Origin of the sequence: Rhodococcus sp. NPDC056960 (assembly GCF_042674125.1) — a bacterium.
In the GTDB taxonomy this organism is placed as follows: domain Bacteria; phylum Actinomycetota; class Actinomycetes; order Mycobacteriales; family Mycobacteriaceae; genus Rhodococcus_F.
This window is the reverse complement of record NZ_JBHURF010000022.1, coordinates 120,532-145,308: the sequence shown is the minus strand read 5'-3', so window position 1 is coordinate 145,308 and position 24,777 is coordinate 120,532. Positions and strand designations below refer to the sequence as shown.

Annotated in this window: 18 protein-coding genes; 7 read left to right on the top strand and 11 right to left on the bottom strand. The window is 65.5% G+C overall.

Features of this window, described 5'->3' with window-relative positions:
• Nucleotides 1-127: 127 nt before the first annotated feature.
• Together ACFTWF_RS31105 and otsB are read left to right on the top strand one after the other, a co-directional pair.
• On the top strand, nucleotides 128-661 hold the full coding sequence (locus ACFTWF_RS31105) for a flavodoxin family protein (protein WP_378464953.1): 534 nt from the start codon (nucleotides 128-130) through the stop codon (nucleotides 659-661).
• Between the two features lie 93 nt (nucleotides 662-754).
• Nucleotides 755-4,420 carry a trehalose-phosphatase gene (otsB, locus tag ACFTWF_RS31100; protein ID WP_378464952.1) on the top strand — a complete coding sequence of 1,222 codons (3,666 nt, stop codon included), beginning with the start codon at nucleotides 755-757 and terminating at the stop codon, nucleotides 4,418-4,420.
• Between the two features lie 34 nt (nucleotides 4,421-4,454).
• Here the strand turns inward: otsB and ACFTWF_RS31095 are convergent, their stop codons facing one another.
• The gene (locus ACFTWF_RS31095) at nucleotides 4,455-5,864 is read right to left on the bottom strand and encodes a wax ester/triacylglycerol synthase family O-acyltransferase (protein ID WP_378464951.1); all 1,410 of its coding nucleotides are present in this window, start codon (nucleotides 5,862-5,864) and stop codon (nucleotides 4,455-4,457) included.
• Between the two features lie 94 nt (nucleotides 5,865-5,958).
• Entirely contained in the window at nucleotides 5,959-6,438 is a 480-nt protein-coding gene (locus ACFTWF_RS31090) for a hypothetical protein (protein WP_378464950.1), read from the bottom strand.
• Between the two features lie 738 nt (nucleotides 6,439-7,176).
• Between ACFTWF_RS31090 and ACFTWF_RS31085 the strand changes: the two genes are divergently transcribed.
• Complete coding sequence (locus ACFTWF_RS31085) at nucleotides 7,177-8,058, top strand: universal stress protein (RefSeq protein ID WP_378464949.1); 882 nt, start codon at nucleotides 7,177-7,179, stop codon at nucleotides 8,056-8,058.
• Nucleotides 8,059-8,077: 19 nt separating this feature from the next.
• On the opposite strand, the gene ACFTWF_RS31080 is transcribed toward ACFTWF_RS31085, so the two are convergent.
• Entirely contained in the window at nucleotides 8,078-10,405 is a 2,328-nt protein-coding gene (locus ACFTWF_RS31080) for a heavy metal translocating P-type ATPase (RefSeq protein WP_378464948.1), read from the bottom strand.
• A 201-nt stretch (nucleotides 10,406-10,606) separates the two neighbouring features.
• Here ACFTWF_RS31080 and ACFTWF_RS31075 point away from each other — a divergent pair, with 201 nt between their 5' ends.
• A complete protein-coding gene (locus tag ACFTWF_RS31075) occupies nucleotides 10,607-13,339 on the top strand; it encodes a cation-translocating P-type ATPase (RefSeq protein WP_378464947.1) in 2,733 nt (910 codons plus the stop codon).
• 12 nt (nucleotides 13,340-13,351) lie between these two features.
• On the opposite strand, the gene ACFTWF_RS31070 is transcribed toward ACFTWF_RS31075, so the two are convergent.
• Genes ACFTWF_RS31070 through ACFTWF_RS31040 form a run of 7 tightly spaced genes read right to left on the bottom strand, consistent with a single transcriptional unit; the run spans nucleotide 13,352 to nucleotide 19,059 of the window.
• Nucleotides 13,352-13,600, bottom strand: coding sequence for an acyl carrier protein (locus tag ACFTWF_RS31070; protein WP_378464946.1), 249 nt, complete (start codon nucleotides 13,598-13,600; stop codon nucleotides 13,352-13,354).
• 9 nt (nucleotides 13,601-13,609) lie between these two features.
• Nucleotides 13,610-14,740 carry a dihydrolipoamide acetyltransferase family protein gene (locus ACFTWF_RS31065; RefSeq protein ID WP_378464945.1) on the bottom strand — a complete coding sequence of 377 codons (1,131 nt, stop codon included), beginning with the start codon at nucleotides 14,738-14,740 and terminating at the stop codon, nucleotides 13,610-13,612.
• A 15-nt stretch (nucleotides 14,741-14,755) separates the two neighbouring features.
• The gene (locus tag ACFTWF_RS31060; protein ID WP_378464944.1) at nucleotides 14,756-15,730 is read right to left on the bottom strand and encodes an alpha-ketoacid dehydrogenase subunit beta; all 975 of its coding nucleotides are present in this window, start codon (nucleotides 15,728-15,730) and stop codon (nucleotides 14,756-14,758) included.
• Entirely contained in the window at nucleotides 15,727-16,725 is a 999-nt protein-coding gene (pdhA, locus tag ACFTWF_RS31055; RefSeq protein ID WP_378464943.1) for a pyruvate dehydrogenase (acetyl-transferring) E1 component subunit alpha, read from the bottom strand. Before pdhA ends, ACFTWF_RS31060 begins: the two co-directional genes overlap by 4 nt.
• Nucleotides 16,722-18,482 carry an acetate--CoA ligase gene (gene acsA / locus ACFTWF_RS31050; RefSeq protein WP_378464942.1) on the bottom strand — a complete coding sequence of 587 codons (1,761 nt, stop codon included), beginning with the start codon at nucleotides 18,480-18,482 and terminating at the stop codon, nucleotides 16,722-16,724. The genes pdhA and acsA overlap by 4 nt, the downstream gene beginning before the upstream one ends.
• A complete protein-coding gene (locus ACFTWF_RS31045) occupies nucleotides 18,479-18,844 on the bottom strand; it encodes a dsRBD fold-containing protein (RefSeq protein WP_378464941.1) in 366 nt (121 codons plus the stop codon). Before ACFTWF_RS31045 ends, acsA begins: the two co-directional genes overlap by 4 nt.
• Complete coding sequence (locus ACFTWF_RS31040; RefSeq protein ID WP_378464940.1) at nucleotides 18,841-19,059, bottom strand: hypothetical protein; 219 nt, start codon at nucleotides 19,057-19,059, stop codon at nucleotides 18,841-18,843. Before ACFTWF_RS31040 ends, ACFTWF_RS31045 begins: the two co-directional genes overlap by 4 nt.
• Nucleotides 19,060-19,232: 173 nt before the next feature.
• Between ACFTWF_RS31040 and ACFTWF_RS31035 the strand changes: the two genes are divergently transcribed.
• Genes ACFTWF_RS31035 through ACFTWF_RS31025 form a run of 3 tightly spaced genes read left to right on the top strand, consistent with a single transcriptional unit; the run spans nucleotide 19,233 to nucleotide 22,320 of the window.
• Nucleotides 19,233-19,823 carry a GNAT family N-acetyltransferase gene (locus ACFTWF_RS31035; RefSeq protein ID WP_378464939.1) on the top strand — a complete coding sequence of 197 codons (591 nt, stop codon included), beginning with the start codon at nucleotides 19,233-19,235 and terminating at the stop codon, nucleotides 19,821-19,823.
• Nucleotides 19,807-21,315: an AAA family ATPase gene (locus ACFTWF_RS31030; RefSeq protein ID WP_378464938.1), complete on the top strand. Its 1,509-nt coding sequence runs from the start codon at nucleotides 19,807-19,809 to the stop codon at nucleotides 21,313-21,315. Before ACFTWF_RS31035 ends, ACFTWF_RS31030 begins: the two co-directional genes overlap by 17 nt.
• A gap of 51 nt (nucleotides 21,316-21,366) precedes the next feature.
• The gene (locus ACFTWF_RS31025) at nucleotides 21,367-22,320 is read left to right on the top strand and encodes a 1-phosphofructokinase family hexose kinase (RefSeq protein ID WP_378464937.1); all 954 of its coding nucleotides are present in this window, start codon (nucleotides 21,367-21,369) and stop codon (nucleotides 22,318-22,320) included.
• A 56-nt stretch (nucleotides 22,321-22,376) separates the two neighbouring features.
• Here ACFTWF_RS31025 and ppsA read toward each other — a convergent pair whose 3' ends face one another.
• Entirely contained in the window at nucleotides 22,377-24,743 is a 2,367-nt protein-coding gene (gene ppsA, locus ACFTWF_RS31020; RefSeq protein WP_378464936.1) for a phosphoenolpyruvate synthase, read from the bottom strand.
• Nucleotides 24,744-24,777 lie beyond the last annotated feature (34 nt).

Sequence of the window (24,777 nt, the reverse complement as noted above, 5' to 3'; positions counted from 1 at the left end):
TAGCGCCGCCGGGGCGGACACAGCATCTTTCACAGGTCTTTGGACTCTTCGCCGCCGGCCCTTCCGGGAGAAGACTGGCAAGTGTCGCCCACCCCCGACGCACCCAAATCATCAGAAGGAAACCGACATGCGAACACTAGTGGTCTACGAGTCGATGTTCGGAAACACCCGCCACGTTGCTGATGCGATCGCCCGAGGTCTCGAGTCCGCGGGAACCGTGACAACCGTCCCGGTAACCCGAGCCGGCGACGAAGACCTGTCCGACTACGACCTCGTGATGGTCGGCGGCCCGACGCACGTCCACGGGATGAGTCGCGAGTCGACCCGCCGGGGCGCCGTCGAAACGGCGCATAAACCGAACAGCGCCGTGACGCTGGAACCTGATGCGGAAAGCGAAGGCATCCGCGAGTGGCTGGACTCGCTTCCACCGTCCCACGGGAAAGCAGTGGCGTTCGATACCCGCGCCGATGCTCCCCCGCTGCTCACCGGCAGAGCATCGAAAGGTATCTGCCGAAAACTGCGCCTGCGCGGCTTCGATCTCGTGGCCGAGTCCGAGAGCTTCCTCGTCGACAAGGAATCGCGGCTCGAGGACGGCGAGGAGAGTCGCGCCGAGCAGTGGGGCCGGACACTCGCCCGGCAGGTGAGTTCCACTCACGCGTAACAGTTCTCGCGTGCATTGTTGCAGCGCGGCGGTCGCGTGCGTTGCTCGCTCGGACAGCAGTTGACGTGCGTCCACCACCCGGAAACTGAGCCCATGTCACGATCTGCGATCGATCTACGCCGCCATGATGCGGTGATCTTCGACCTCGACGATGTGGTGACCGAGGCCCCGGCACCGCCAGACCCCATGGCCGCAATCGACACCACGGTGACGCTGATCCGCCAGTTGCAGAGCCTCGGGGTGGCGACAGCGATCTTCGCCGCTCATCGCGACGTTCAACCGGTGCTCGACGACGCCGGGATCGCCGACTTGGTTCCCGTTCGGGTCGACGGCGCGTCGCCCGCCGATGCCACCGATCGACTGGGGACTCGTCCGGATCGAGCGGTGGTGATCACGGCGTCAGGAGACACGGCCGCCGCCGCCAGCCGTGGTGGCTTCGCGCTCGTGGTCGGGGTCGGTCAGGGCCACCGCGCCGACGAACTGAGAAGCGGCGGAGCAGACGTCGTCGTCGCCGACTCCTCGGGCATCGAAGTCCGTGCCGGCGATCTTCGGCTTTCGGAGATTCCGGACGCATTGACGTCCCGCCACGAACTCACCGCACTCCTCCGAGTCCGCCGGCCTGCCGTGTTCGTCGACTTCGACGGCACCCTCTCCGACATCGTGTCCGATCCGTCAGCAGCCGTTCTCGTCGACGGGGTCTCCGACGAGTTGGCCAGATTGGTCGCGCGCGAGTGCCCTGTCGGCGTCATCAGCGGACGCGACCTCGCCGACGTCCGAGCGCGGGTCGATACGGCGGGAATCTGGTGCGCGGGCAGCCACGGGTTCGAGTTGGCCGGACCGGATGGACAGTACTACCGGAACCCCGATGCCCTCGCAGCAGTGCCGGCGCTTGCCGACGCCGCGCGCGCGCTCACCGCCCGTCTGCGACATGTGCCTGGAGTGCTGATCGAGCACAAGAAGTTCACCGTCGCCGTGCACTATCGCAACGTCGCCGCCGATCGGGCGGACGAAGTGGTCGGCACGGTTCGGGAAGTCGCCGCCCAGGGGGAGGTTCGCCTGCGGGTCAGCGGGGGGCGCAAGGTGGTCGAATTGCGTCCCGACGTCGATTGGGACAAGGGGCGCGCACTCGAGTGGGTGCTCAACCATGTCCTCGATGCCGAGGCGATATTTCCGGTGTATGTCGGTGACGACCTCACCGACGAAGACGCATTCGACGCAGTGTCTGCCGCGGGAGTAGGAATTGTGGTCCGCAGCAGTGAGAGCGGTGATCGACGATCGGCGGCTCGATACGCGGTGGACGGGCCGGCTCAGGTCCGTGAGCTGTTGCAGCGGCTGGCAGATCTTCTCGACCGGGATCCCGGCACCGCTTCCTCGGCTGGTGCGTGGATGCTGTTCTTCGACGGGTACGAGCCTGCGGCGGAGAAGCTGCGCGAGGCCATCTGCACGCTCGGGAACGGCTACTTCGCCACGCGCGGGTGCGCACCCGAATCGCCCGCCGGCACCGTCCACTACCCGGGAACGTACCTCGCAGGCGTGTACAACCGGTTGCGGGACGAGCGTGCCGGGATGACCATCGTGAACGAAAGCATGGTGAATGCTCCGAACTGGTTGATGACGACGTTCCGGATCGACGGTGGGCCCTGGTTCGACATCGATGCCGTCGACTTGCTCGAGTATCGCCAGTACCTCAACCTGCGGCGTGCCGTGCTCACCCGCCGGTTTCGGTACCGCGACGAGGACGGACGAACCACCTTGGTCATCCAGCGGCGATTCGTCGCCATGCACCTCCCCCACGTCTGCGCGCTGCAGACGACGATCGTGGCGGAAGACTGGTCCGGTTCGTTCGAATTACGCTCGGCCATCGATGGTTCGGTCAGCAACACACTCGTCGAGCGATACCGAGACCTCGCCGCAGACCATCTCGAACTGCTCGACGCCACGGCGCTGTCGCAGGACTCCGTCCTGCTCGCGATGCAGACCAATCAATCGCGCATACCGGTGGCCATGGCCGCGCGAACCACGTTGTCCCCCAATAAGGGACACTACGAACCTACCTACCGTGTGTTCGACGGCCACGATCGAATCGGCCACGACATCACGGTCACCCTCGAGTCGGGTGAGTCCGTGACGTTCGAGAAGATGGTGACAGTGTTCACCGGGCGTGATCACGCCATGTCCGAGCCGGCCGACGGAGCGGCCCGGTGGGTGCCGTGCATCGGCTCGTTCGAGGAAGTTCTGGACGGTCACGTGCTGGCGTGGGAACACCTGTGGGACCGGGTCGACATCACCCTCGACGGTAACGACGAGGCTCGGCGTATCGCGCGCTTTCATCAAATGCAGCTGCTTCAGACGGTGTCACCGAACACGGCCGACCTGGATGTGGGTGTACCGGCCCGGGGCCTGCACGGCGAGGCATATCGGGGACACATCTTCTGGGACGAGCTGTTCGTTTTTCCGGTCCTGAACCTGCGGGTTCCGGCGTTGACCCGGTCGTTGCTGCGGTACCGGTACCGCCGGCTCCCGGAGGCCCGCCGTGCGGCACGGGCGGCCGGGCACCGCGGCGCGATGTTCCCGTGGCAGTCGGGCAGTGACGGCCGTGAGGAAAGCCAGCAACTGCATCTGAATCCGCAGTCCGGTCGCTGGCTGCCGGATCCCAGCCGACGCCAGCACCACATCGGCATCGCGATCGCCTACAACGTCTGGCAGTACTACCAGGTCACCGGGGACCTCGAGTTCCTCAGCGATTTCGGCACCGAGATGCTGGTCGAGATCGCCCGATTCTTCGCCGACCTCGCCGCGTACGACGGGACCCGGGGCCGTTACACGATCCGCGGAGTGATGGGACCGGACGAGTTTCATTCCGGCTACCCGGATGCCCCCTCCGAGGGGATCGACAACAACGCTTACACCAACATCATGGCCGTGTGGGTGATACTGCGCGCGATTGAGGCACTCGATGCGATTCCTGCGCCGAACCGGTCCGATCTCGTCGACTGCCTACACGTCGATGCCCACGAGATGGCGCGGTGGGCGGACGTGAGCCGCCGCATGTTCGTTCCCTTCCACGATCAGGTCATCAGCCAATTCGAGGGGTACGACAGGTTGGCGGAACTGGACTGGGAGGGCTATCGCATGCGGTACTCCGATATTCAGCGGCTCGACCGGATCCTCGAGGCCGAGGGCGACGACGTCAACCGGTACCGCGCGTCGAAGCAGGCCGATGTACTGATGCTGTTCTATCTGCTGTCGGCCGACGAATTGCGTGACCTGTTCGACCGACTCGGGTACCGGTTCGAGCCGGAGGCGATCCCGCGCACCGTCGACTACTACCTCGCCCGGACGTCGCACGGTTCGACGCTCAGTGCGGTCGTGCATTCCTGGGTGCTGGCCCGCGCCAATCGCGACAAGGCCATGGAGTTCTTCGACCGGGTGCTCGCCTCCGACATCGCCGACATTCAGGGGGGTACGACCTCGGAGGGTATCCACTTGGCGGCGATGGCGGGAAGTATCGACCTGTTGCAGCGGTGTTTCAGCGGACTCGAAACCCGGGGGGATCGTCTGGTCTTCAGCCCACAATGGCCGGAAAAGCTGGGTGCGCTCGAGTTTCCGATCGTCTATCGAGGTCATCAGCTGTGGTTGACCATCAGTGGTCGGCGGGTTCAGGTGAGTGCGGGCGCCGGCAACCAGCGGACGATCGAGATCGCCTGCCGCGATCAGGTTGTCAAGCTGGAGCCGGGATGCACCGTCAGCCTGGGCTAGGCCCCACCGAGGACCCGATCCGTGGAACACGCGCTCAGGTCGTGGGCTCGGACGTGACGACACGAGCGGCGGCGAGAAGCGATGCGACACCGCGCTCGATCGCGTCTGCGAGGTCGGAGATGTCCGGTGCGGTGTCGAAGTCGCCGGTGATTCCGAAGCTGACGCTGTCGCTGTAGCTGAGGATCGCGATACCGATACGCAAACGCAGGGCGATCGGTACGTATGGGTGGATTTCGAGGATTTCGCGCCCCATGACGTGAAGGGTGTGCCGGGGTCCGGGAACGTTGGTGGCGACCGCCACGACGCTGTGCTGCGGGAGGCGGGTGGCGAGGCGGATCGCCCAGGCGATCGGCATGAAGGGGCCGTATTGAGCGAGGGTGGTGAACGCGTGGCCGCCCTCGGTTTCCTTGCCTGATTTTCGGGTGGCGAGACGCTCGTGGACCGTCCTGAGTTGTTCGACGTCGTCCTCGATGTCGACCGGGAGGTACGGCAACATCAGTGAGACCCGGTTATGAGTGCTGTTTTCTCCGGTGGGCCGCACCGATACCGGTACCAGGGTGCGTACCGTGTGCGGACTCGGCTGTTCGCCACGTTGAAGCAGGATGCGGCGGAGCCCGCTGGTGATGGCGGCCAGAGCCACGTCGTTCACGGTCACGCCGTAGGCGGAACAGATCTCCCGTGTATCCGACATCTTCACTCGCGCAACGCAGTAACGTCGTTGCTTCCCGATCGGTCCGATCAGCGATGTGGGGCTCGCCGGTGTGAGGACCTCGGTCAGTAGTCGGACGAATCCCCGGGCTGCACCGAACCCCGCGACGGCGAGTCGCCGCGGGGTGTCGAGCACGGTGGTCAACAAATGGAGTTGAGCGGACGGGGAGAAAAGAAGGCCACCCGAAGCCGCTACCGCATTCGACAGCACGCTGCGTGATTGCTGAGAAACCGGTGGGAGCGCGCCGGCATTGTCCGCCTCTGCTTCGTCACATAGAGACTCGAAGAGGCGGGCGCCCGCAATGCCGTCCGCCATACAGTGATGCATTTTCGCAAGGACGGCCCAACGGCCGTCGGCCAGCCCTTCGATCACCCAGCATTCCCACAGCGGGCGGTCCCGATCGAGGCGATGCCCCATCACCCGTGCCATGAACCCGAACAGTGCCTCGTCAGCCCCCGGGGCCGGTAGAGCGACCCGCCGGAAGTGATGATCGATGTCGAAATGGGGGTCGTCCTCCCAGTTCGGCGCACTGAAATCGAGTGGGACGGTGCGTACACGCTGCTGTGCATGTGGCAATGTCGCCAGGCGGTGCGAGACCGACTCGAGGAACCGGTCCTGGGCCGGAACCGGACCGGCGAGTATCGCCATCATTCCGATCGTGAGACTTGAATGGCGGTCGGAATCTTCCGTTTCGAGGAAGCCTGCGTCGAGTGGCGTCAGGTTGTCGTCGACCATGTCCGGCCTTGTCGTTTCGGTAAAATTCGGTATCTCCGAGCGTTCTCGGTCGACGGTCGATCCGTAAGGGCCGTTGGTCCTTCAACGGCGATCGTCAGCTGACCGGCCAGCCCGGCGTCCGCCCGACATCCTTCCATTCTCGGTCCCACTGATGCATCCGGCTTCGCGTGTCCATCCACCGGACCACGCAGAAAATCAGGAAGGAGACGGCAGCGGCAATTGCCCAGACTGCCAATGCTGCGCTGACGGCAATTGCACCGTTCTCCAGGCCCGACCTGGGTGGTTCGACCACGTTGCCGCTCGGATCGACCCACACCGAGACGGTGTCACCACGCTTGGTGCCGACGTTGGTCTTCACATCGGTGGACCGTGCGGTTCCGTCGGGCGCGGTCCATTGAACGGTCGCATGGTCTTCGATTTCCGGGGCGCGGCTGGCGCCGTCGCCGACGATGACCTTGTGCGGGTCGTCGATGAGAACAGCGGATTGCGCATGCCTGCTCAGCAGATCGGCGCGAGACTGGTCATTGAGGCTCGTGTAGGTCGCCGTCCCGAACGCCGCCGCGAACGGGACCATGATGAGAATGAACCCGATCATGGCCGCCGCTACGACGAAATCGATTCGGTCTGTAGTCCGCATCAAGGGATTTCGGTTCCACGGCGCCAGTCGCCACCACCGCGATGCGGATGACTGATGGGTATTCATCCCACGCCTCCTCAGGCAGGCCGTCCTTGCTGAATCTGAGTCTTCCGCGCAAACCGCGCGAGGCGTAGGGCACAAGGTCATTGGCAGAAGTGACCAGGGGGAGCACCACCCCACACCACTCGGGGTGTGTCCGGCCCAGCACGTCAGACGCGACGGATTCGGGCTTGCCCATACGTCCGGACGGGCGCGTCCCGGTCTCTCGAATCGTATGCTCGCGGCTCCACCCGCACCTTGTTGCAGAGGTCGGCACACGACCGGGCTCGAGCGGCGCGACCCAGTTCCGGCGGTGGTCACGGGGTCAGCATCTCCGTCTACGACGATCTCGTTATCGAGGTCGCGGACGACGGCAAAGGAATTGGAGAACATCGGGCCGAGCGGACTGGAAAAACTGGCTGATCGGGCACGGGAAGTGAACGGGCACTGTGCCGTCGACCCAACACCACGGGGTGAAACCTCCCTTCGGTGGTCCGCTCCCCTCCCCTGATTTGGCTGTCGACAAGTGCACCTTCGCTCGAGGTCGGGACCTTATCCCCTACGCCGAAGTCGTGGGGACAGCGACGATGGAAGCATCTAGAGCTGTTTCCCGCGTGACCTCCCGAGGAGAACGTCATGACTGCCCGTCGCTCGATCGTGGTCGGTACCGATGGTTCACCGTCGTCGCACCAGGCAGTCGCATGGGCGGCTCAGGAGGCGGCGCTGCGGAATTCCCCGCTGTTGGTGATCACGACGATGTTTGTCTCGGGTGCCTACGGAGTCCCGATCGGCATGCCCACGAGATTCTTCGAAGACGAGGAACGCGACGGCAAGCACCGGCTGGCAACCGCGACCGAGATCGCTGCCCGTGCCGTACCGGGACACACCTTGGACGTTCAAACCACTCTCTGTACAGGTACCCCTGCCGGCGAACTCCTCGAGCGTGCGAAATCCGCGGCGATGGTGGTTGTCGGTTCGAACCGGACCGGCCTCGTCGAACGCGGATTCCTGGGATCGGTCAGTTCCGCGGTCGCCACCCACGCACGCTGCCCCGTGGCGGTGGTCCGCCACGGGGCGGACTCCGATGTCACTCGGCTCGACGGCCCCGTCGTGGTCGGAGTGGACGGGTCGGCGCACAGCGAGCCCGCGATTTCGGCCGCTTTCGAGGAGGCCGCTCTTCGGCAGTGCGAGCTGGTGGCCGTGCACGCGTGGTCCGACATCGATCTTCCGGTGAATGACGAAGAAGGAACCGGTTCCTCATGGAAGCAGGCCGTTACTCAGGAAACAGCCGTGCTGTCCGAGAGTCTGGCCGGTCGCGCCGAGGACTTCCCGGACGTCAAGGTCCGGACGATGGTAGTCATGGACCACCCGGTGCGTAACCTTCGCGAACAAGCCACCAATGCTCGGCTCCTCGTGGTGGGGAGCCGTGGACGTGGCGGATTCGCGAGCATGCTGCTCGGCTCCACGAGCCGCGCGTTGATGCACTCCGTCAGCTGTCCGCTCCTCGTCGTTCGGTAGAGGCGCCGAAGAAGGCTGATCACTCGTCGTCCTCCATTCTCGGGGCGAGGGCGAAATAGTCCTCTTCCTCTTGGGCGAAGTGCAGACGCAGCACAGCGTGCAGTCCGTAGAGACACGCGAGTAGGTCTTCGCGCTGATCGGTACGGACTTCGCCCGTCGCCTCGGCGGTACGGAGATGGATGCCTAGTCGGCGGCTGAGTCGGTCGATCTCTGAATGAGCGCGGCTCATCGGCGCGATGGCCTCGGCGGTCCCGAAAACGTCTGCGAGGGCCGGATAGAGCTGGGTCTCCTCGGCACGTTCATGTGGCAGGACATGCTGAAGGAGAACGGCATGTGCTCTGCGCACCGCTGCCAGCGCGTCGGCCCCGGGTTCGGACGCCACCTGCTCTGCCGCCTCGCGCACCAGCGCCAACGCTCCTCGCAGCTCGTCGTGCTCACGATCGAAACGCTGCAACAGCAGCCCCGTTTCCCGGGGAACCGTGAGTTCGGAGGTGTGCCCGGTTCGAAGTGCGCGCAGCGCATTGAGGATCACGGCCACATCGATCCCTTCCTGCAGCAAGGCCCCGGGTGCCGGCGCGATCCATCCGAACGCTGCCGCGATCATCGCCACCAGTGACAGCGTCATGCCTATACCTGCGCTCTGGATCGCGATCGCCCTCGAGCGTCGCGCGATTTCCATCGCGTCCGCCAACCGGGCGAGATGGTCTGTCGTCAACACGATGTCGGCAGCTTCGGAACTGGCCGTCGATCCGCGCGCGCCCATCGCAACTCCGACCGACGCCGCCGCCAGAGCCGGCGCGTCGTTGATTCCATCGCCCACCATCATGGTGACGGCCCTACGCTTTTCCTCCTGCACTGCGGCCACCTTGTCGACCGGGGTCTGTTCCGCGAATACCGCGTCGAGTCCGACGATCGATCCGATCTCGAGTGCCGGGGCCCGGCGGTCTCCGGTCAGCATGATCAAGCGGTCCAGTCCAGCGTTTCGCAGCCGCCGCAATGTGCGCGGTGCATCACGCCGCAAGGGGTCTCGCAGCAGGATCGCTCCGACCAGAATGCCGTCGATCTGTACCCAGGCGATCGCGGCGCCGTCGAGAGCTGATCGGGTCGATACAGCATCCGCCCAGGCCGGCAACTCGCCGTGTCCGGAACCCACCTCGACGGCACGACCATCCACAATGCCGGTGACGCCGATCCCCGCCTGCTCGCGTACGTCGGTGGGAACCGGAAGGGTGCAGCCTCGCGACTTCGCGAATTGCACGATCGATTCGGCGAGAACATGAGGTGAGAGTTGCTCGACGGCCGCGGCGAGTCGGAGAATCTCGCCCGGGTTGCCGCCGGGAGCGGCGACAACGTCGAGGCCGGATGGCCGGCCGGAGGTGAGGGTTCCGGTCTTGTCCAAGACGAGGGTCCGTGCTCGGCCGAGTGTCTCGAGGACCCCGCCACCCCGAATGACCACTCCGATCCGTGACGCGCGCGACAGCCCCGACACGATAGCGACAGGTGCGGCGAGCAGCAGCGGACACGGAGTCGCGACGACGAGCACGGCCACCGCGCGCACCGCGGACCCACTCAGCCACCACGCGACACCCGAGACGATGAGGGCCAGAGGCAGGAACCAGGCGGCGAAGTGGTCCGCGAGCCGCACTATCGGCGCCCTGTCGGAAGCTGCGTCCTGTGCCAATCGGACGATCCCGGCGTACGTGCTGTCCGCCGCACCGGCGGTCGCGCGCAGCGAAATCGTCGAGCCGACGTTCACGACCCCGCTGCGGATCGGCTCCCCGTCCCGTCTCTCGACGTGGAGAGATTCGCCGGTGAGTGCGGACTCGTCGAGGACGGCGAACCCCTCGGTAAGGACGCCGTCGACGGGAACGACCTCCCCCGTCACTACCACCAGCAGGTCGTCGGGCTCGACCTCGTCGAGTGGCACGAGAATAATGTCGCCGCCGACTCGCTTGTGCGCTCGGTGAGGTGCACGTTCGAGCAGGGCACGCAGATCGCGTGATGCGCGCTGCTCCGCCGCGGACTCGAGCGTGCGTCCCGTCGCGAGCATGAACCCGATGAGGGCTCCAGCCAAATATTCACCGACTGCGAGTGTTCCGGCCAAGGAGAGGACCGCGATCAGGTCGACCCCCGCTTCTCGGTGTCGGAGCGACACGACGACCCATCCGAGCGCCGGTACCAGCGAGACCACCGTACCGATCGCCCAGCACGCATCCGCGACTTCGGGCCACCCCAGGGACGACGCCACCACTCCCGAGACGAGGGCAGCCGAGGTGACGGCCAGCAAGGTGGGTGCCAGCAGCCTGGTCAGGCTCTCGTTCCGGGTTGCATGGTGGGTGTCGGGCATGGGCCTTCCCTCGTCGAGGGTGGACGCGCCGGGGCGCGTCTTTCCATCGTTGCAGCCGGCCCTCGATTTGGGAGGGTGCGGCGGCAAGAGAGGACCAAGGTCCCTTTCACCGCGACGATCGGTGGCGCACCGTCGGAGAGGAACCGCGTCGGTTCCCGTCCTGAGTCATCCGTTCCGGAACGGCCCGACGACAGGAGAACGGTGACGGCGACAAAGACTGTGAGACCGGACGAGTCGGTCGACCCCCAGGAGTCGACCGACCGGCTGTTGCGCGATCTCCGCACGAGACGGGATGGCCTGTCGGGGAGGGAGGCCGAGCGGCGAACTCTCGTGTACGGGCCCAACGAACTGGTTCGGCACCGCGGCCGCGAATGGCCTCGACAGTTGCTTCGGCAGTTGACGCACCCGCTCGCGCTGCTCCTGTGGCTGGCCGCCGTGCTCGCGGGGATCAGCGGTGCGGCGCCGCTGAGCGTCGCGATCGTCATCGTGATCGTGATCAACGCCGGCTTCGCGTTCGTGCAGGAACGACACGCCGAGCAGGCTGTCGAGGCGTTGTCGGCGTTTCTCCCGACCCGGGCACGGGTCGAACGTCAGGGAGCGAGGGTGACGGTCGATGCCCGGTCGCTTGTGCCGGGCGACGTGATTTACCTGACCGAAGGCGACCGGGTGTCCGCCGATGCGCGGCTGCTGTCGGGATCGGTCGAAGTCGATCTGTCGACCCTGACCGGGGAGTCCGTTCCCGTTCTCATACGGTTCGACACCGGGTCGACGTCGGGACCGTTGATCGAGGCTCGGGACATCGTCTTCAGCGGGACCAACGTCGTCGGCGGCGAAGCCACCGCAGTGGTGTTCGCGACCGGGATGCACACCGAAATCGGAAGAATAGCCGCCCTTGCGCAACGTGGAGGGCATGAGGAAAGCCCTCTCGAGAAACAGGTCAAACGTGTGGCATGGCTGATCGCGGCGGTCGCGGTAGCGATGGGTTTGGCGTTCATCCCCCTGGGGACGCTGATGGCGGGGCTCTCACTCGACGATTCGATCAACTTCGCGATCGGACTTCTGGTCGCCAATGTGCCGGAGGGGCTTCTGCCCACGATCACCTTGGCCCTCGCGGTGGGCGTGCGCACTCTCGCCCGACAGGGCGCCTTGGTGAAACGGATCTCGGCGGTGGAAACGCTCGGATCCACCAGCGTCATCTGCACCGACAAAACCGGCACCTTGACCATGAACCGGATGAGTACCATCCGGATGTGGACCCCTGACGGTGTCGTGTCCTTCGACGGCTCCCTCCCTGTCGCGTCGCCGGGCTCTGCGGCAAGCCGGGCCGCCCGAACCATCGTCGCCTCGTGCAGTGCGGGGACCCCGAACACCGGTGCCGAGATCGGGGATCCCACGGAAGTGGCGTTGATGCACGCCGCGGAGGCGTTGGGGGCCACACCAGGGGCCGTGGACGGAGCTCGGGTATTGCAGTTCCATTTCGATCCGGAGCTGCGCCGGATGTCCACCGTCGACCGTGTCGGCGATGTGCTGCACGTCCACACCAAGGGGGCACCCGAAGAGATCCTAGACAGGTGCACCCACATTGCCGGTCCGACCGGTGTGGACGCGGTCTTGACCAGCACCGCACGCGAATCCATCGAGACCGTGGTGCGCGACTGGGCTCGAGAGGGTCTGCGTCTGCTCGCCGTCGCCGAGCGGGAAGTCGACGCCATCATCCACCCTGCGCCTGCTCGGGACGAGGTGGAGAGCGATCTCACCCTGCTGGGAATCGCTGCGTTGCTCGATCCCCCGCGTCCGGAGGCTGCCGCGGCCGTGGACCGGTGCCACTCGGCTGGGATACGGATCATCGTCGTCACCGGTGATCATGGTCTGACCGCGCGCGGGATCGCACAGAGCGTGGGCATCGGGCAGGCGGGACTGCGGGTCGTCACCGGCGCAGAACTCGAGAAGATGCCCGAACCCGATCTCGACAGATTGCTGGCCACCGACACTGAACTCATCTTCGCCCGCAGTTCACCCGAGGCGAAGTTGCGGATCACGGACGCTCTGCGTGACAGCGGTCACATCGTCGCGATGACGGGCGACGGGGTGAACGATGCACCTGCCCTTCGTCGTTCGGATATCGGTGTGGCCATGGGGAAGTCGGGCACGGATGTCGCGCGGGAGGCGGCGACGATGGTCCTGACCGATGACAATTTCGCGACCATCGTCAGCGCCGTCGAGGCGGGGCGGAGGGTGTACGACAATGTTCGCAAATTCATCGTTTACATCTTCGCGCATGCGACCCCGGAAGTGGTGCCGTTTCTCGTCTACGCGCTCTCCGGCGGCCAGGTTCCTCTTCCTCTCACCGTGATGCAGATTCTCGCGATCGACCTCGGTACCGAGACGTTGCCGGCTCTGGCGTTGGGCCGGGAGAAGGCCGAACCGGGTCTGATGGACAGACGCCCGCGCGAGCCCGGCCAGAACGTGGTCGACAGGTCCATCCTCGCCCGGTCGTGGGGGCTTCTGGGGGGTGTGTCGGCGGTGCTGGTGATGGCGCTCTTCTTCGCGACGCTCGTCGAGGGCGGCTGGTATTTCGGTGCAGATGTGGGTGCGGGAAGCCTGCACAATACCTGGCAGTCGGCCACGACGATGAGCTTCCTCGGTATCGTCGCCTGTCAGATCGGCACGGCGTTCGCTTCGCGCACCGAACACTCGTCGCTCGCCCAGGTGGGGGTCGCGTCCAATCCGTTGTTGCTGTGGGGGATCGCCTTCGAGGTGTGTTTCGCCGCGCTGGTCGTCACGGTACCGCTGCTTCGGCAGATCTTCGGAACGGTGACTCCGCAGGGACATCAGGTGCTGTGGCTCGTTCCGTTACCTGTCATCGTCTGGGGATGTGACGAAGTGTGGCGGTGGTGGCGGCGACGGACCGCGCGGACGGAGGTCGCACCGTAGTCGGGTCGTCGATCAGGTGTCGGTATGCGAGGCAATGTAGTTGACGATGTCATCCATCGTCACCAGTGTCGCGTAATCAGCTTCCGGGATGTCGACGCCGAACACGGCGTGCAGGCGCACGAGGAAGTTCAGCCAGTCCATCGAATCCAGATCGACCTGATCGCGCAACGGCACACCCGGGGACAGGTCCTCGTCCTCGGTCTCGGGTGCGATGTCCTGTAATGCACGGAGGGCTCTCGATTCGATCGTGTCGCCGTTCATCTCGTGTCCTCACCACTGGTCCGGTTGTTGGAGCAGCTCGCTGATTCTGGTCAGGAACCGTGCGCCGCGTGTTCCGTCGCTGGCACGGTGGTCCGCGGCGAGGGTGGCCGTCACGACCGTGGCGATCTGCAGTTCCCCGTCGACCACCCAGGGGCGGTCGCTGGGCCTCCCGAAGCCCACCAAGGCCACCTGAGGTGGATAGATCACACCGAGGACCGACGTGGCTCCTCGTTCCCCGAGGTTCGTCACGGTCAGCGTCGGATCGGACATCTCGGAGCTGCGAAGGGAGCCGGCGCGGGCGCGGGTCACCAGATCCCCGAGTTCGGCCATCAGCAGTGGGAGGGGCTTGTCGGCGGTGTCGTGGATTGCGGGGGCGACCAGGCCTCCGTCTCGCAGCGAGATCGCCACCCCGACGTGCACGTCGGGCGCGGGTGTGAACTCGCCGTCCCGCCAGAACCCGTTGAGGTCCGGGTACTCCCGCGCTGCGAGAGCCACCGCCTTGATCTGCAGGGCCGCGAGGAGTACTCGTTCGGTGATCGGGCGGGCGGCGTTCTCCGCTCGGAGCCACATCGTCGCCGCCCCGAGCGGAATCTCCTCCGTCAGGTAGTAGTGCGGAATGTCCCGTTTGGACCGGCTCATGGACGCGGCTATCGCGTGACGCATGTCGCGGGCCTTGGTCTCGGCCGGTCCGCGCTCACCGGTGTGAGCTGCTGTGCGCTGAACGTCGTCGAGTGTGATCGCAGCGTCAGCGCCGGTCCCGGTGACACCGGCGAGATCGATCCCGGCTCTTTCCGCTTCCCTGCGCGCTCTGGGCGAGACCTTCCGTCGTGGTGCCGGTTCCTCCGCGGGGGTGGCGGCGGTTTCCGGCTCCGTGGACGGTCGCGTCGGCGTCGGTGCTGTTTCTCCGGGACTCAGCAGGGTCGCCAGCGCGGTTCCGACCGACACGGTCGTGCCGGGCTCGACAAGAAGGCGGTGAACAGTGCCGCTCTGCCAAATCTCGACGTCCACGGCCGCTTTCACAGTATCGACTGTCGCTATTGCCTGGCCGCGCTCGACCTCGTCCCCGGGTTTGACCAACCAGTCCGTCAACGTTCCCTCGTCCATGTCGGCGCCCAGCGACGGCAGAGTGAAGTCAAACATGAATCTGCCTCGTTCCTATCGGTCGCCGATCACATTCCATGCCGTGGACACAATGGTCTCGACCTGTGGAAGGGTCGCGTATTCGAGATGCTTGGCGTAGGGCACCGGGACCTCGGCGCTGCACACGCGGCGAGGTGGCGCGTCGAGCTCGTAGAACTCGCGTTCGATGATCTGCGACATGATTTCCGCCGCGAGACTCCCAGTGCGCCAGCCCTCGTCGACTACCACAGCCCGATGTGTCTTCCGGATCGACGCAGCGATCGTAGTGGTGTCGAGGGGGCGTAGCACCCGGAGGTCGATCACCTCGGCATCGATGCCTTTCTCGGCCAGGACGTCTGCGGCGGCGAACACCTTGGGCAGCGAACCGCCGTAGGTGATGAGGCTGATATGTGTTCCTGTCCGGCGCACTGCTGCCGAGTCGATATTTACGGGAACCGGACTCTCGAGGTCTTCCGACGAGTTGTACAGCTGGGTGTGTTCGAAGATGATCACCGGATCGGGGTCGGCGAGTGCGGGTTGGAGCATTCCGCGTGCGTCTGCCACAGTCGCGGGCGCCAAGACCCGAATTCCGGGGATGTGTGCGTACCAGTTCTCGAGGCTGTGCGAATGCTGTGCGGCAAGTTGCCTCCCGGCCCCGGTCGCCATCCGTACCACCACCGGGACGGAGAACTGGCCGCCGGACATGTGTCTGAGTGAGGCTGCGGTGTTCACGATCTGATCGAGGGCGAGGAGGCTGAAGTTGACGGTCATCACCTCGATGATCGGACGCATCCCACCCACGGCCGCGCCGATCCCCACTCCGACGAAACCCAGCTCCGACAGCGGGGTGTCGCGGATTCTCTCGTCCCCGAATTCGTCGAGGAGTCCTTTGGACACCGCGTATGTGCCGCCGTAACGTCCCACGTCCTCTCCCATGAGGAACACCCGGGGATCCGAGTGCATTGCTTCACGGATTGCTTCCCGCATCGCATCTCGGTAGGTGATCTTCACGACGCCTCCTCTGCTCGTGCCGGCGTGAGTACGTCGCGCAACAGATCCCCGGGGGCCTCCCAGGTACCGGCCTCGGCGAAGGCCACGGCGGCGTCGACCTCCGACATGACGCGGGCGTCGATACGGAGGAACTCCTCCTCCGTCAGCAGGTGGAGCGATTTGAGCCGTGCGGAGAAGGTGTGGATCGGCCCCCGTTCCTTCCACGACTCCACTTCGGCCTTGTCGCGATACAGTTCCGGGTCGAACATCGAATGGGCGCGGAAGCGGTAGGTCTGGAATTCGATGAAGAAGGGGCCGCCGCTGGTACGGACGTGGGCGGCGCCGGAGCGCGCCGCGTGCAGGGTGGCGATCACGTCCATCCCATCCGCTTTGAGTGTGGGGACGTCGAACGACGCGGCTTTGACGCACAGATCGGTTTGCGATTCCGAGCGAGACAAGGCTGTCCCCATGGCGTAGAGGTTGTTCTCACAGCAGAACAGCACCGGCAGCTGCCACAGCGATGCGAGATTCATGGTTTCGTGGAAGGCGCCCTCGGCCATCGCGCCTTCGCCGAAAAAGCAGGCCGTCACTCGGCGCTTACCCTGCATCTTGTCGGCCAAGGCCAAGCCCGCGGCGAGAGGGAGTCCACCGGCCACGATCGCATTGCCCCCGTAGAATCGGGTGGCGGCATCGAACAGGTGCATCGATCCGCCCCTGCCCCTCGAACATCCTTCTCGTTTGCCGAACATTTCGGCCATGATCGAGTTCATGGAGACTCCGTGCACCAGCGCGTGGCCGTGTTCGCGGTAGGTGGCGACGACGGCGTCGCCCGGTGTCAATGCATGCAGGGCCCCGACCGCGACCGCTTCCTCCCCCACATACAGATGCAGGAATCCGCGGATCTTCCGGGCGCCGTATAGTTCTGCCGCCTTTTCCTCGAATCGCCGGATTCGGAGCATGTCCGTCAGCAGTTCGAGGGCGAAAGTCTTGTCGTAGGGAAAGTCCGGGGCAGTCATCCGCCCACCTCCAAAGTTGATGTGTCGCCCTCCGGCAGACCGAGTTCGCGGGCTTTCAGAAGCCTGCGCATGATCTTTCCGCTCCGCGTGTGTGGGAGGACATCGACGAATTCGATCTCTTTGGGGGCGACCGCGGCCCCGAGCTTCTTGCGGGCGTAACCGAGAAGTTCTCTGCGCAGGGTGTCGTCGGCGTCCCATCCCTTGTTCACCGCCACGAATGCCTTGACCACGGCCCCCACCGTGGGATCCGGTTTGCCGATCACTCCGGCCTCGGCGACCGCGGGATGCTCGGTAAGGGCGTTTTCCACTTCGAAGGGGCCGATGAGATGACCGGCCGACTTGATCACGTCGTCGGCGCGACCGACGAACCAGTAGTATCCGTCGGCGTCGCGTCTGGCCAGGTCGCCGGTGAGGTACCAGTCGCCGACGAAGCAACGCCGGTACCGTTCGTCGTTGTCGAGATAGCCCCGGAACATCGACGGCCAGCCTCGCCGTAGCGCGAGTTCCCCCTCCACGTCCGGTTCGTCGACGACTTCGGTGCCGCCCTCCTCCGTGCGTCGCATGATGGAGGCGTCGATACCGGGAAGTGGGCGGCCCATCGAACCGGGTTTGATGTCGAAACCGGGTGTATTGGCAATCATGATGCCGCCCGTTTCGGTCTGCCACCAGTTGTCGTGGATGGCCCGTCCGAGTACGTCCCGCCCCCAGAGCACGGCATCGGGGTTGAGGGGCTCGCCGACGCTGGCGATGAACCGCAGGTCTGGGTAGGAGAATTTGTGCGCCAGTTCCGGACCGGACTTCATCAGCATGCGGATCGCGGTCGGTGCGGTGTACCACACCGTGACGGCCTGTTCGCCGAGGATGCGGTACCACCGCTCGGCATCGAAGTCGTTGCCGTCGACGATCGATGTCACGGCGTGCAGTAGCGGCGTGATCACCCCGTAGGAGGTACCGGTGACCCAGCCGGGGTCGGCCGTACACCAGAAGATGTCCTGCGGGTGCAGGTCGAGTGCGTACAGTCCGGTCGCGTAGTGAGTGGCGACGGCGCCGTGGACGTGGACGGCACCCTTGGGGGTTCCGGTCGTACCGCTCGTGAAGTGCAGCAGGGCGCTGTCCTCGGCGGAGGTCGGCGTGATGTCGCTGTCGTCGTCGGCTTCCTCCATCATGCGGTGGAAATCGAGCGTGTCCGGAATGTCGGAGATGGCAGCGGAATCGCCGACCAGCAGTACGTGACGCAAGGTGGGCAGCGTTCCACGGATCTTCCCCACCCGGCGTCGATACAGTTGCTCCGTGGTGATCAGGACCTGGGCGCCGCCGAGCCGAATTCGCGTGGCCAGCGGTTCGGGTCCGAAGGCGGAGAACAACGGCGAGACGACGTTCCCGTTGCGCAGGGCGCCGAGGATGCCGACGTACAACTCCGGGATGCGCCCGGTGAACACGAAGACGGGGTCGCCCTTGACGACACCCAGTCTGCGCAGCACGTTGGTGAACTTGCGGGCACGGTGTGCGAATTCCCCGTAGGTCACCTCGGTCGTGGACAGCTCGCCGGCGTCGGTGTTCGGACCGACGAATCGGAAAGCGGCCTTGTCGCGGTGTGGCCCGCTGTCATGGCGGTCGACCGCGTAATACGCGATGTTGCATCCACCGGGGGCCGGGCCGAGTTGTCGCTCGATGCCCGACCACGAGAACCGTGTGCGCTCCTCGTCGTAGTCGGTGAAGTTCGGAGACACCCCGCTGGTGGCGGGAACGATCGTCATGGCCGCTGATCACAGTCGACGTCCGGCGTCGGGAGCCCGAGAGTGCGCCGGTGTGCGACCGCAGCCGCGTCTTGTGTGGATGCCAGCTCGAACAACTGGTGCGCCAGGTCGGCCAGCGCACGAGCTGCGGCCAGCTGGCGACTGACCTGCACTGTGTCGGCGTGCCGAGAGCGGCAACCGGCTTCTCCGTGTCCTTCGAGGGTTTTGTCGCGAGTGCGCAACCGTGCCGTGGCCTGTGAACAGGACTTCTCTGCGTCGTGTTCGTGTATCTCGATCTCCACAGGCCAGGTGGCCGCGGGCACCGGTCTGCTCACCTGGGACCGGGATTCCTGCGATTGGGGAGCTTGCCACGGCGTTGTCATGGATCATCCATTTCGGTCGGTGGGTGGAGCTCGACGATCGCACTGCTACCCCCGGCGGGGAAGCCTCCCGAATGATCCGCAATGGTGCCCTCAACCGTGCGAACAATCGCGTCCCGGGTGAAGTTCGCCCCGAACTCGAGGACGAACCGCCGTACCGCCGCAAGTTGCGCGTGCGGCATCGGGTTGTCGTACGTGTCAGCGTTGGTCGTGGTCATAGCGATGCGATGTTCCTTCGATGCGAAGTGTGCGCATTCGCACTGTCCTCAGCATCGCGACCCGCCCGAGCCTGCAATAGAGGCAAAGGACCGTAGTCGAGGACCAAAGGCTCTGACATGCCGGGACGTACTCGCGATTGAATGGCATTCCGACGAGATGGACGGTGACGGGGATGAATGTCATTCGATCACGCGCGGTCACAAACAGCGTTCTCGTGCGCTACCTCGAATCAACCGATAGTGCCGCTGTGCAGGATCTGCACGAGCAGCTGGATCAGCACGACGCTTACATGAGGTTCTTCGGTGCCCGTCCGAAGCATTTCGAGGATCTCGCCGAATCACTGTGCCGGCAGGACCCCGGGCATTGTGCGCTGGGCGCGTTCATCGGCGGCATCCTGGTGGGCGTTGCGAACTACGTGAGCCCGTCCGATCAGGCGCACAACGACTCCCCGCTGGTCGAATTCGCTCTGGTGGTGAAGCACCCGTATCAGTCGCACGGAATCGGGACGATGCTCCTGAATCGGCTCGTCGAGGCCGCGCGGGCGCATGGCGTCCGGCGCATGACCGCTGAGGTGCTGGTGGAAAACTCACTGATGCTCGAGGTGCTCCGAGACCAGGGGTGGTCCCATGCGCTGCGTCGGCATGGGACCACGCTTCACCTCGACCTCGAGTTGGATGCCGGCGGAGCGCACGCTGACATCTGTTCGGGGCCTCACCGTTCCGCCGATGATGATGTGACGCGGTCCGATGTCGGACTCCACTAGCGCGCGGTGCCCGCGCCGGTCCGGTGAGGAACCCGACGTCGACGGCGCCGAGACGCACACCGCCTACGTCGTCATGGTCGGTGAGGTCGTCTTCAAGGCGAAGAAGCCGATCCGGACGGCGTTCGCCGACTTCGGTACCGCCGAACAGCGGCGGGCCGCCTGTGAGCGTGAGGTCGCTCTGAACCGAAGGCTCTGCCCTGACGTGTATCTCGGCGTCGCCGAATTGACCGATCCGTGCGGTGGACCGAACGAATCGATCGTGAAGATGCGCCGGATGCCGTCGGACCGACGGCTGGCCCGCCTGGTCTGCCGGGGTGCCGATGCTACCGCGGAGGTGGATGCGATCGCCGCTGTTCTCGCCCGATTCCACGCCCGAGCCGAGCGGGGTGACGAGATCGATTGCGACGCGGCACCCGACGTGGTTGCCGCCCGTTGGCAGGCCAATGTGTCCGAGGTGACGAGCTACGGGTGCGGGGTGTTGCCTGCGGCGGACCTCGACGAGGTTCAGCGACGAGCGAACAGATACCTGAACGGTCGAAAGAAGCTGTTCGACAGTCGCATTCATGACCGTCGGATCGTCGACGGTCACGGCGACCTGCTGGCGGACGACATCTTCTGCCTCGCCGATGGTCCGCGTATTCTCGACTGTCTCGACTTCGACGACCATCTACGGCACGTCGACGGCGTCGACGACGCCGCATGTCTGGCCATGGACCTCGAGTACCTGGGGCGCGAAGACCTGGCGGGACGGTTCCTCGATCGCTACTGCAGCGAGGTGCTCGACGAGCCAGCGGTGTCTTTGCGGCATCACTACATCGCGTACCGGGCATTCGTTCGCGCGAAGGTAGCGTGCCTGCGGTACACCCAGGGATCTCGTGCTGCCCGCGACGATGCGCGGGGGCACTGTGATCTCGCGTTGCGGCATCTGCGGGTCGGCACCGTGCGAATGGCAATGGTCGGCGGGCTGCCCGGTACCGGCAAGTCGACACTCTCCCGCAGACTGGCCGAAGTCACCGGATCCGCAGTCATCTCCAGCGACCGCGTCCGAAAAGAACTCGCCGGCCTCGATCCACGATCCCGCCAGGTATCCGGATTCGGCGAAGGCTTGTACAGCGGCAATATGACTGATCGCACCTACACCGAGATGCTGCGGCGCGCTCACGAGCATCTCTCGGAGGGGAGATCGGTCGTTCTGGATGCGTCGTGGACACAACCGGCGTTTCGGCAACGCGCCGTCCTCGCCGCGTCCCGCACCCACAGCGATCTCGTCGAACTCGAATGCAGAGCACCCCGCGCCGTGGCGGTGGAGAGAATCGGCAGCCGCCCGCCCGGCGACTCGGACGCAACCATCGCGGTGTACGACGTGATGGCCGCGCGAACCACGGCCTGGACATCGGCAACGCCGGTCGATACGGACACCTCCTGTGAGGAAGGCGTGAAGACGGCGGAACTGGCGTGGCACTCCACCTCAGGGTGGCGAGATGACCAGTGACAGCACACGTTCACCGAAAGCGGTCCGGCTTGCCAGACGACAGGAGAGCCCATGCCCACGATCGTGACGTTGACGATGAATCCCGCGCTGGACATCACCACGAGCACGACCCGGGTGATCCCTACCGACAAGGTGCGCTGCGGCGCGCCTCGCCGCGATCCTGGCGGCGGTGGACTGAACGTGGCCCGGGTACTGCACGTTCTCGGCGCCGATGCGACGGCGGTGTTTCCGTCGGGCGGCCATACGGGCCGAGCTCTCGAGGACCTCGTCGTTACCGAGGGCGTCGAGATTCGGAGTTTGACGATTCGCGGCTCGACACGGGAAAGCCTGACAATCAACGAGAACGAGACGGGTTTGCAGTACCGATTCGTCCTCCCGGGACCGGCAGTGACCGCGAGAGAGCAGATCGCCTGTCTCGACCTGGTCACCGAGGTCGCGTCGGACGCTGACTACATCGTGATGAGCGGGAGTCTGCCGCCGGGTGTGCCCGCCGACTTCTACCAACGCGCAGCGGATCTCGTCGTCGACCTGGGTGCGCGCGTGATCGTGGACACTTCCGGGCCGGCCCTGCGACAACTTCGGGGCGGTGTTTTTCTCGTCAAACCCAGCATCCGCGAACTCCGGGATTGGACCGGTCGGGAATTGTCGGTGATCGACGACCAGGTCGCCGCGGCAAGGGACGTCATCGATCGGGGGGTCTGCGAGGTCATCGTCCTCTCGCTCGGCGCCGAAGGTGCGCTGCTGGTTACCCGGGCCCACGACGAATACTTCCCGACGGTCGACGTCGACGTCGTCAGCGGGGTCGGTGCGGGCGACAGTATGGTCGCGGGCGTGGTGTGTGGTCTTGCGTGCGGTCGGTCGTTGAGCGAATCGGTGCGGTACGGGATCGCGGCGGGAGCGGCCATGCTGTTGACACCGGGGACCGCTCTGTGCCGACGGGCCGATGTCGAGCAATTCTTCGCGCTTCTCACCGACGGTTCCGCGGCCGGAACCGTCGCCGGATAGTCCCGCGCGCGAGGTGGAAACCGGTGGCGCTGTTGATCAGGGTCGCCCACGTACGTTCATCGCGCTCCTCGACGGCCCTCGTCTGAGGATGTGCGCAGATCCGATCTCGCTCGGTCGAGCAGGATCCTGCGCTCGGCGGCCGACACGTTGCGGCGGGTGGTAGCGGCGACGTCCGGTGCCACGGACACCGAGGTGATGCCCTTGCGTACGAGATGTTCCGCCAACGCCGGATTGGTCGACACGGCCTGCCCGCACAGGGATGTGGTGAGACCGGCACGGGTGGCACGGTCGATGATCACGTCGATGGCATCGAGTACGGCGGGGTCCATTGTGTCGAACAGATCGCGGCAGATCTCGGAATCGCGGTCGACTCCGAGCACGAGTTGGGTGAGGTCGTTGGTACCGATGGAGACCCCATCGATCCCGAGGGCGGCGTACTGCGGAATCCAGTATGCGACGGAGGGGACCTCCGCCATAATCCATCGGTGCATGCGGCGATCCGAGCCCAGAGGATGGGTGTCGAGGTCGGCGAGGCACTGCGCGAGCTCCCACCGGGTGCGGACGAACGGGATCATCAGATGCACGTTCGGGTAGCGCTTCCGGACGGTGAACAGCACGTCGAGGTCGAGGCGGAACAGTTCGGGTTCGCGCACGTAGCGGAAGCAGCCGCGGTAGCCGATCATCGGGTTGTCTTCGTGAGGCTCCACGTCGCCACCGGACAGGTCGGCGAATTCGTTGGTGCGGAGATCGATCGCCCGGTAGATGACGGGGCGCGGGGCGAAGGCAGCGGCGATGCGCTCGACTGCTGCGGCCATCTTGGCCACGTACTCGTCGCGGCGTCCTTGCGCGATCATCGCCGCGGGGTGCGTCCCGCCCAGCGCGTCCATGATCATGAACTCGGCGCGCAGCAACCCCACCCCGTCGACGTCGGAGGCGGCCACCCGCTCGGCGGCGTCCGGTGTGGCGAGATTGACGTAGACGGAGGTGGCCGTCACCTCCGGTGCGACCCCTCCGCCGGGCCGGGCAGATACTGGGCTCGGGGTGGCGGCGGCACCGTCATCCGAGGCGTCCGGTGCAGACGTCGATACCGCACCGTCGTAGACAACCCCTGCATCGCCGTCGACGGTGACGACCGCACCCTCCACCAGGTCGCTGGTGGCGGTCCGGGTACCGACGACCACTGGTCGTCCCAGCTCACGCCCGACGATGGCGGCGTGACAGGTGATCCCACCGCCGTCCGTGACGATCGCCGCCGCACGCCGCAGCACAGGAAGCCAATCGGGACGTGTCATCGGTGCGACCAGTATCTCCCCGTCGGACAACCGATGAGCATCCGATACCGACCGCAGTACGCGGACCCGGCCGGTCGCGGTTCCGGGGCCTGCGCCGAGCCCGTGGACGAGAGCCCTACTCGTCGATTCGTGGGGTTCCCCGGTGTGAGTGCGGGGCTGCCCCAGCGTTGTGATGGGACGCGTCTGGACGATCCACAACCGATCTGCGGCGAACGCGAATTCGAGGTCTTGGGGCACGTGATAGTGGTCTTCGACAGCGACGGCGAGCAGCGCGAGCCGTTCGAGCTGTTGGTCGGTGAGAACGCGACGCCCTCGTGCCGTGGCGGGAATCTCTACCGAATGCTCCCCGTCCGCATCCGCGGTGATGGAGAAGGACTGTGACCCGATGTGGGCGTCGAGCACGGCGAAGCCCGACTTCGCCACCACATACGTATCCGGCTCCACCTGGCCTCCCACCACCACCTCACCAAGACCGGTCGCGGCTTCGACAACGATTCGGTCGCGTGCGCCTGTTCTGGGATCCGCGGTGAAGACCACGCCCGACTGGTCGGCGTCGACCATCAACTGGACGACTACCGCGATCGACGGTTCGTCGCTCACGCCCTGGACACTGCGATAGGTGAGCGCGCGCTCGGACCACAGCGACGCCCAGCATTTGCCGATCGCCTCGATGAGCGCGTCGTCACCGGATACGCCGACGAAGCTGTCGTGGATACCGGCGAACGACGTATCGGCTGCGTCTTCGGCCGGAGCGGATGAGCGAACCGCGACCCTCGGATCCCCGGCGCCGAGCTCGCGATACGCACCGAGAATTGCCTCGCGCAACGCAGCGGGCATCGGTACGCCGAGCACGGTCGACCGCAAATCGCGCGACGCCGCGGTCAGGGCCTTGTCGTCGGCTCCGGCGGGCGGCAACCCGTGTTCCCGAAGCGAATCGCGCACTCCTGCTTCGTCCATCGCCTCCAGATAGCCTTCCGCGGTGACCGCGAATCCAGGGGGAACCGGATAGAGCGCGTGCGTCAGCTCACCGAGATTGGCCGCCTTACCTCCTACCGAGGGCGCGTCCGACAATCGGAGTTGATCGATCGGCTCGACCCAACGGTGTTCGACCGCCGCATGTTGCACGTTCATGAGGTCTCCTCGTCGTCATGATCCAGCGAACACC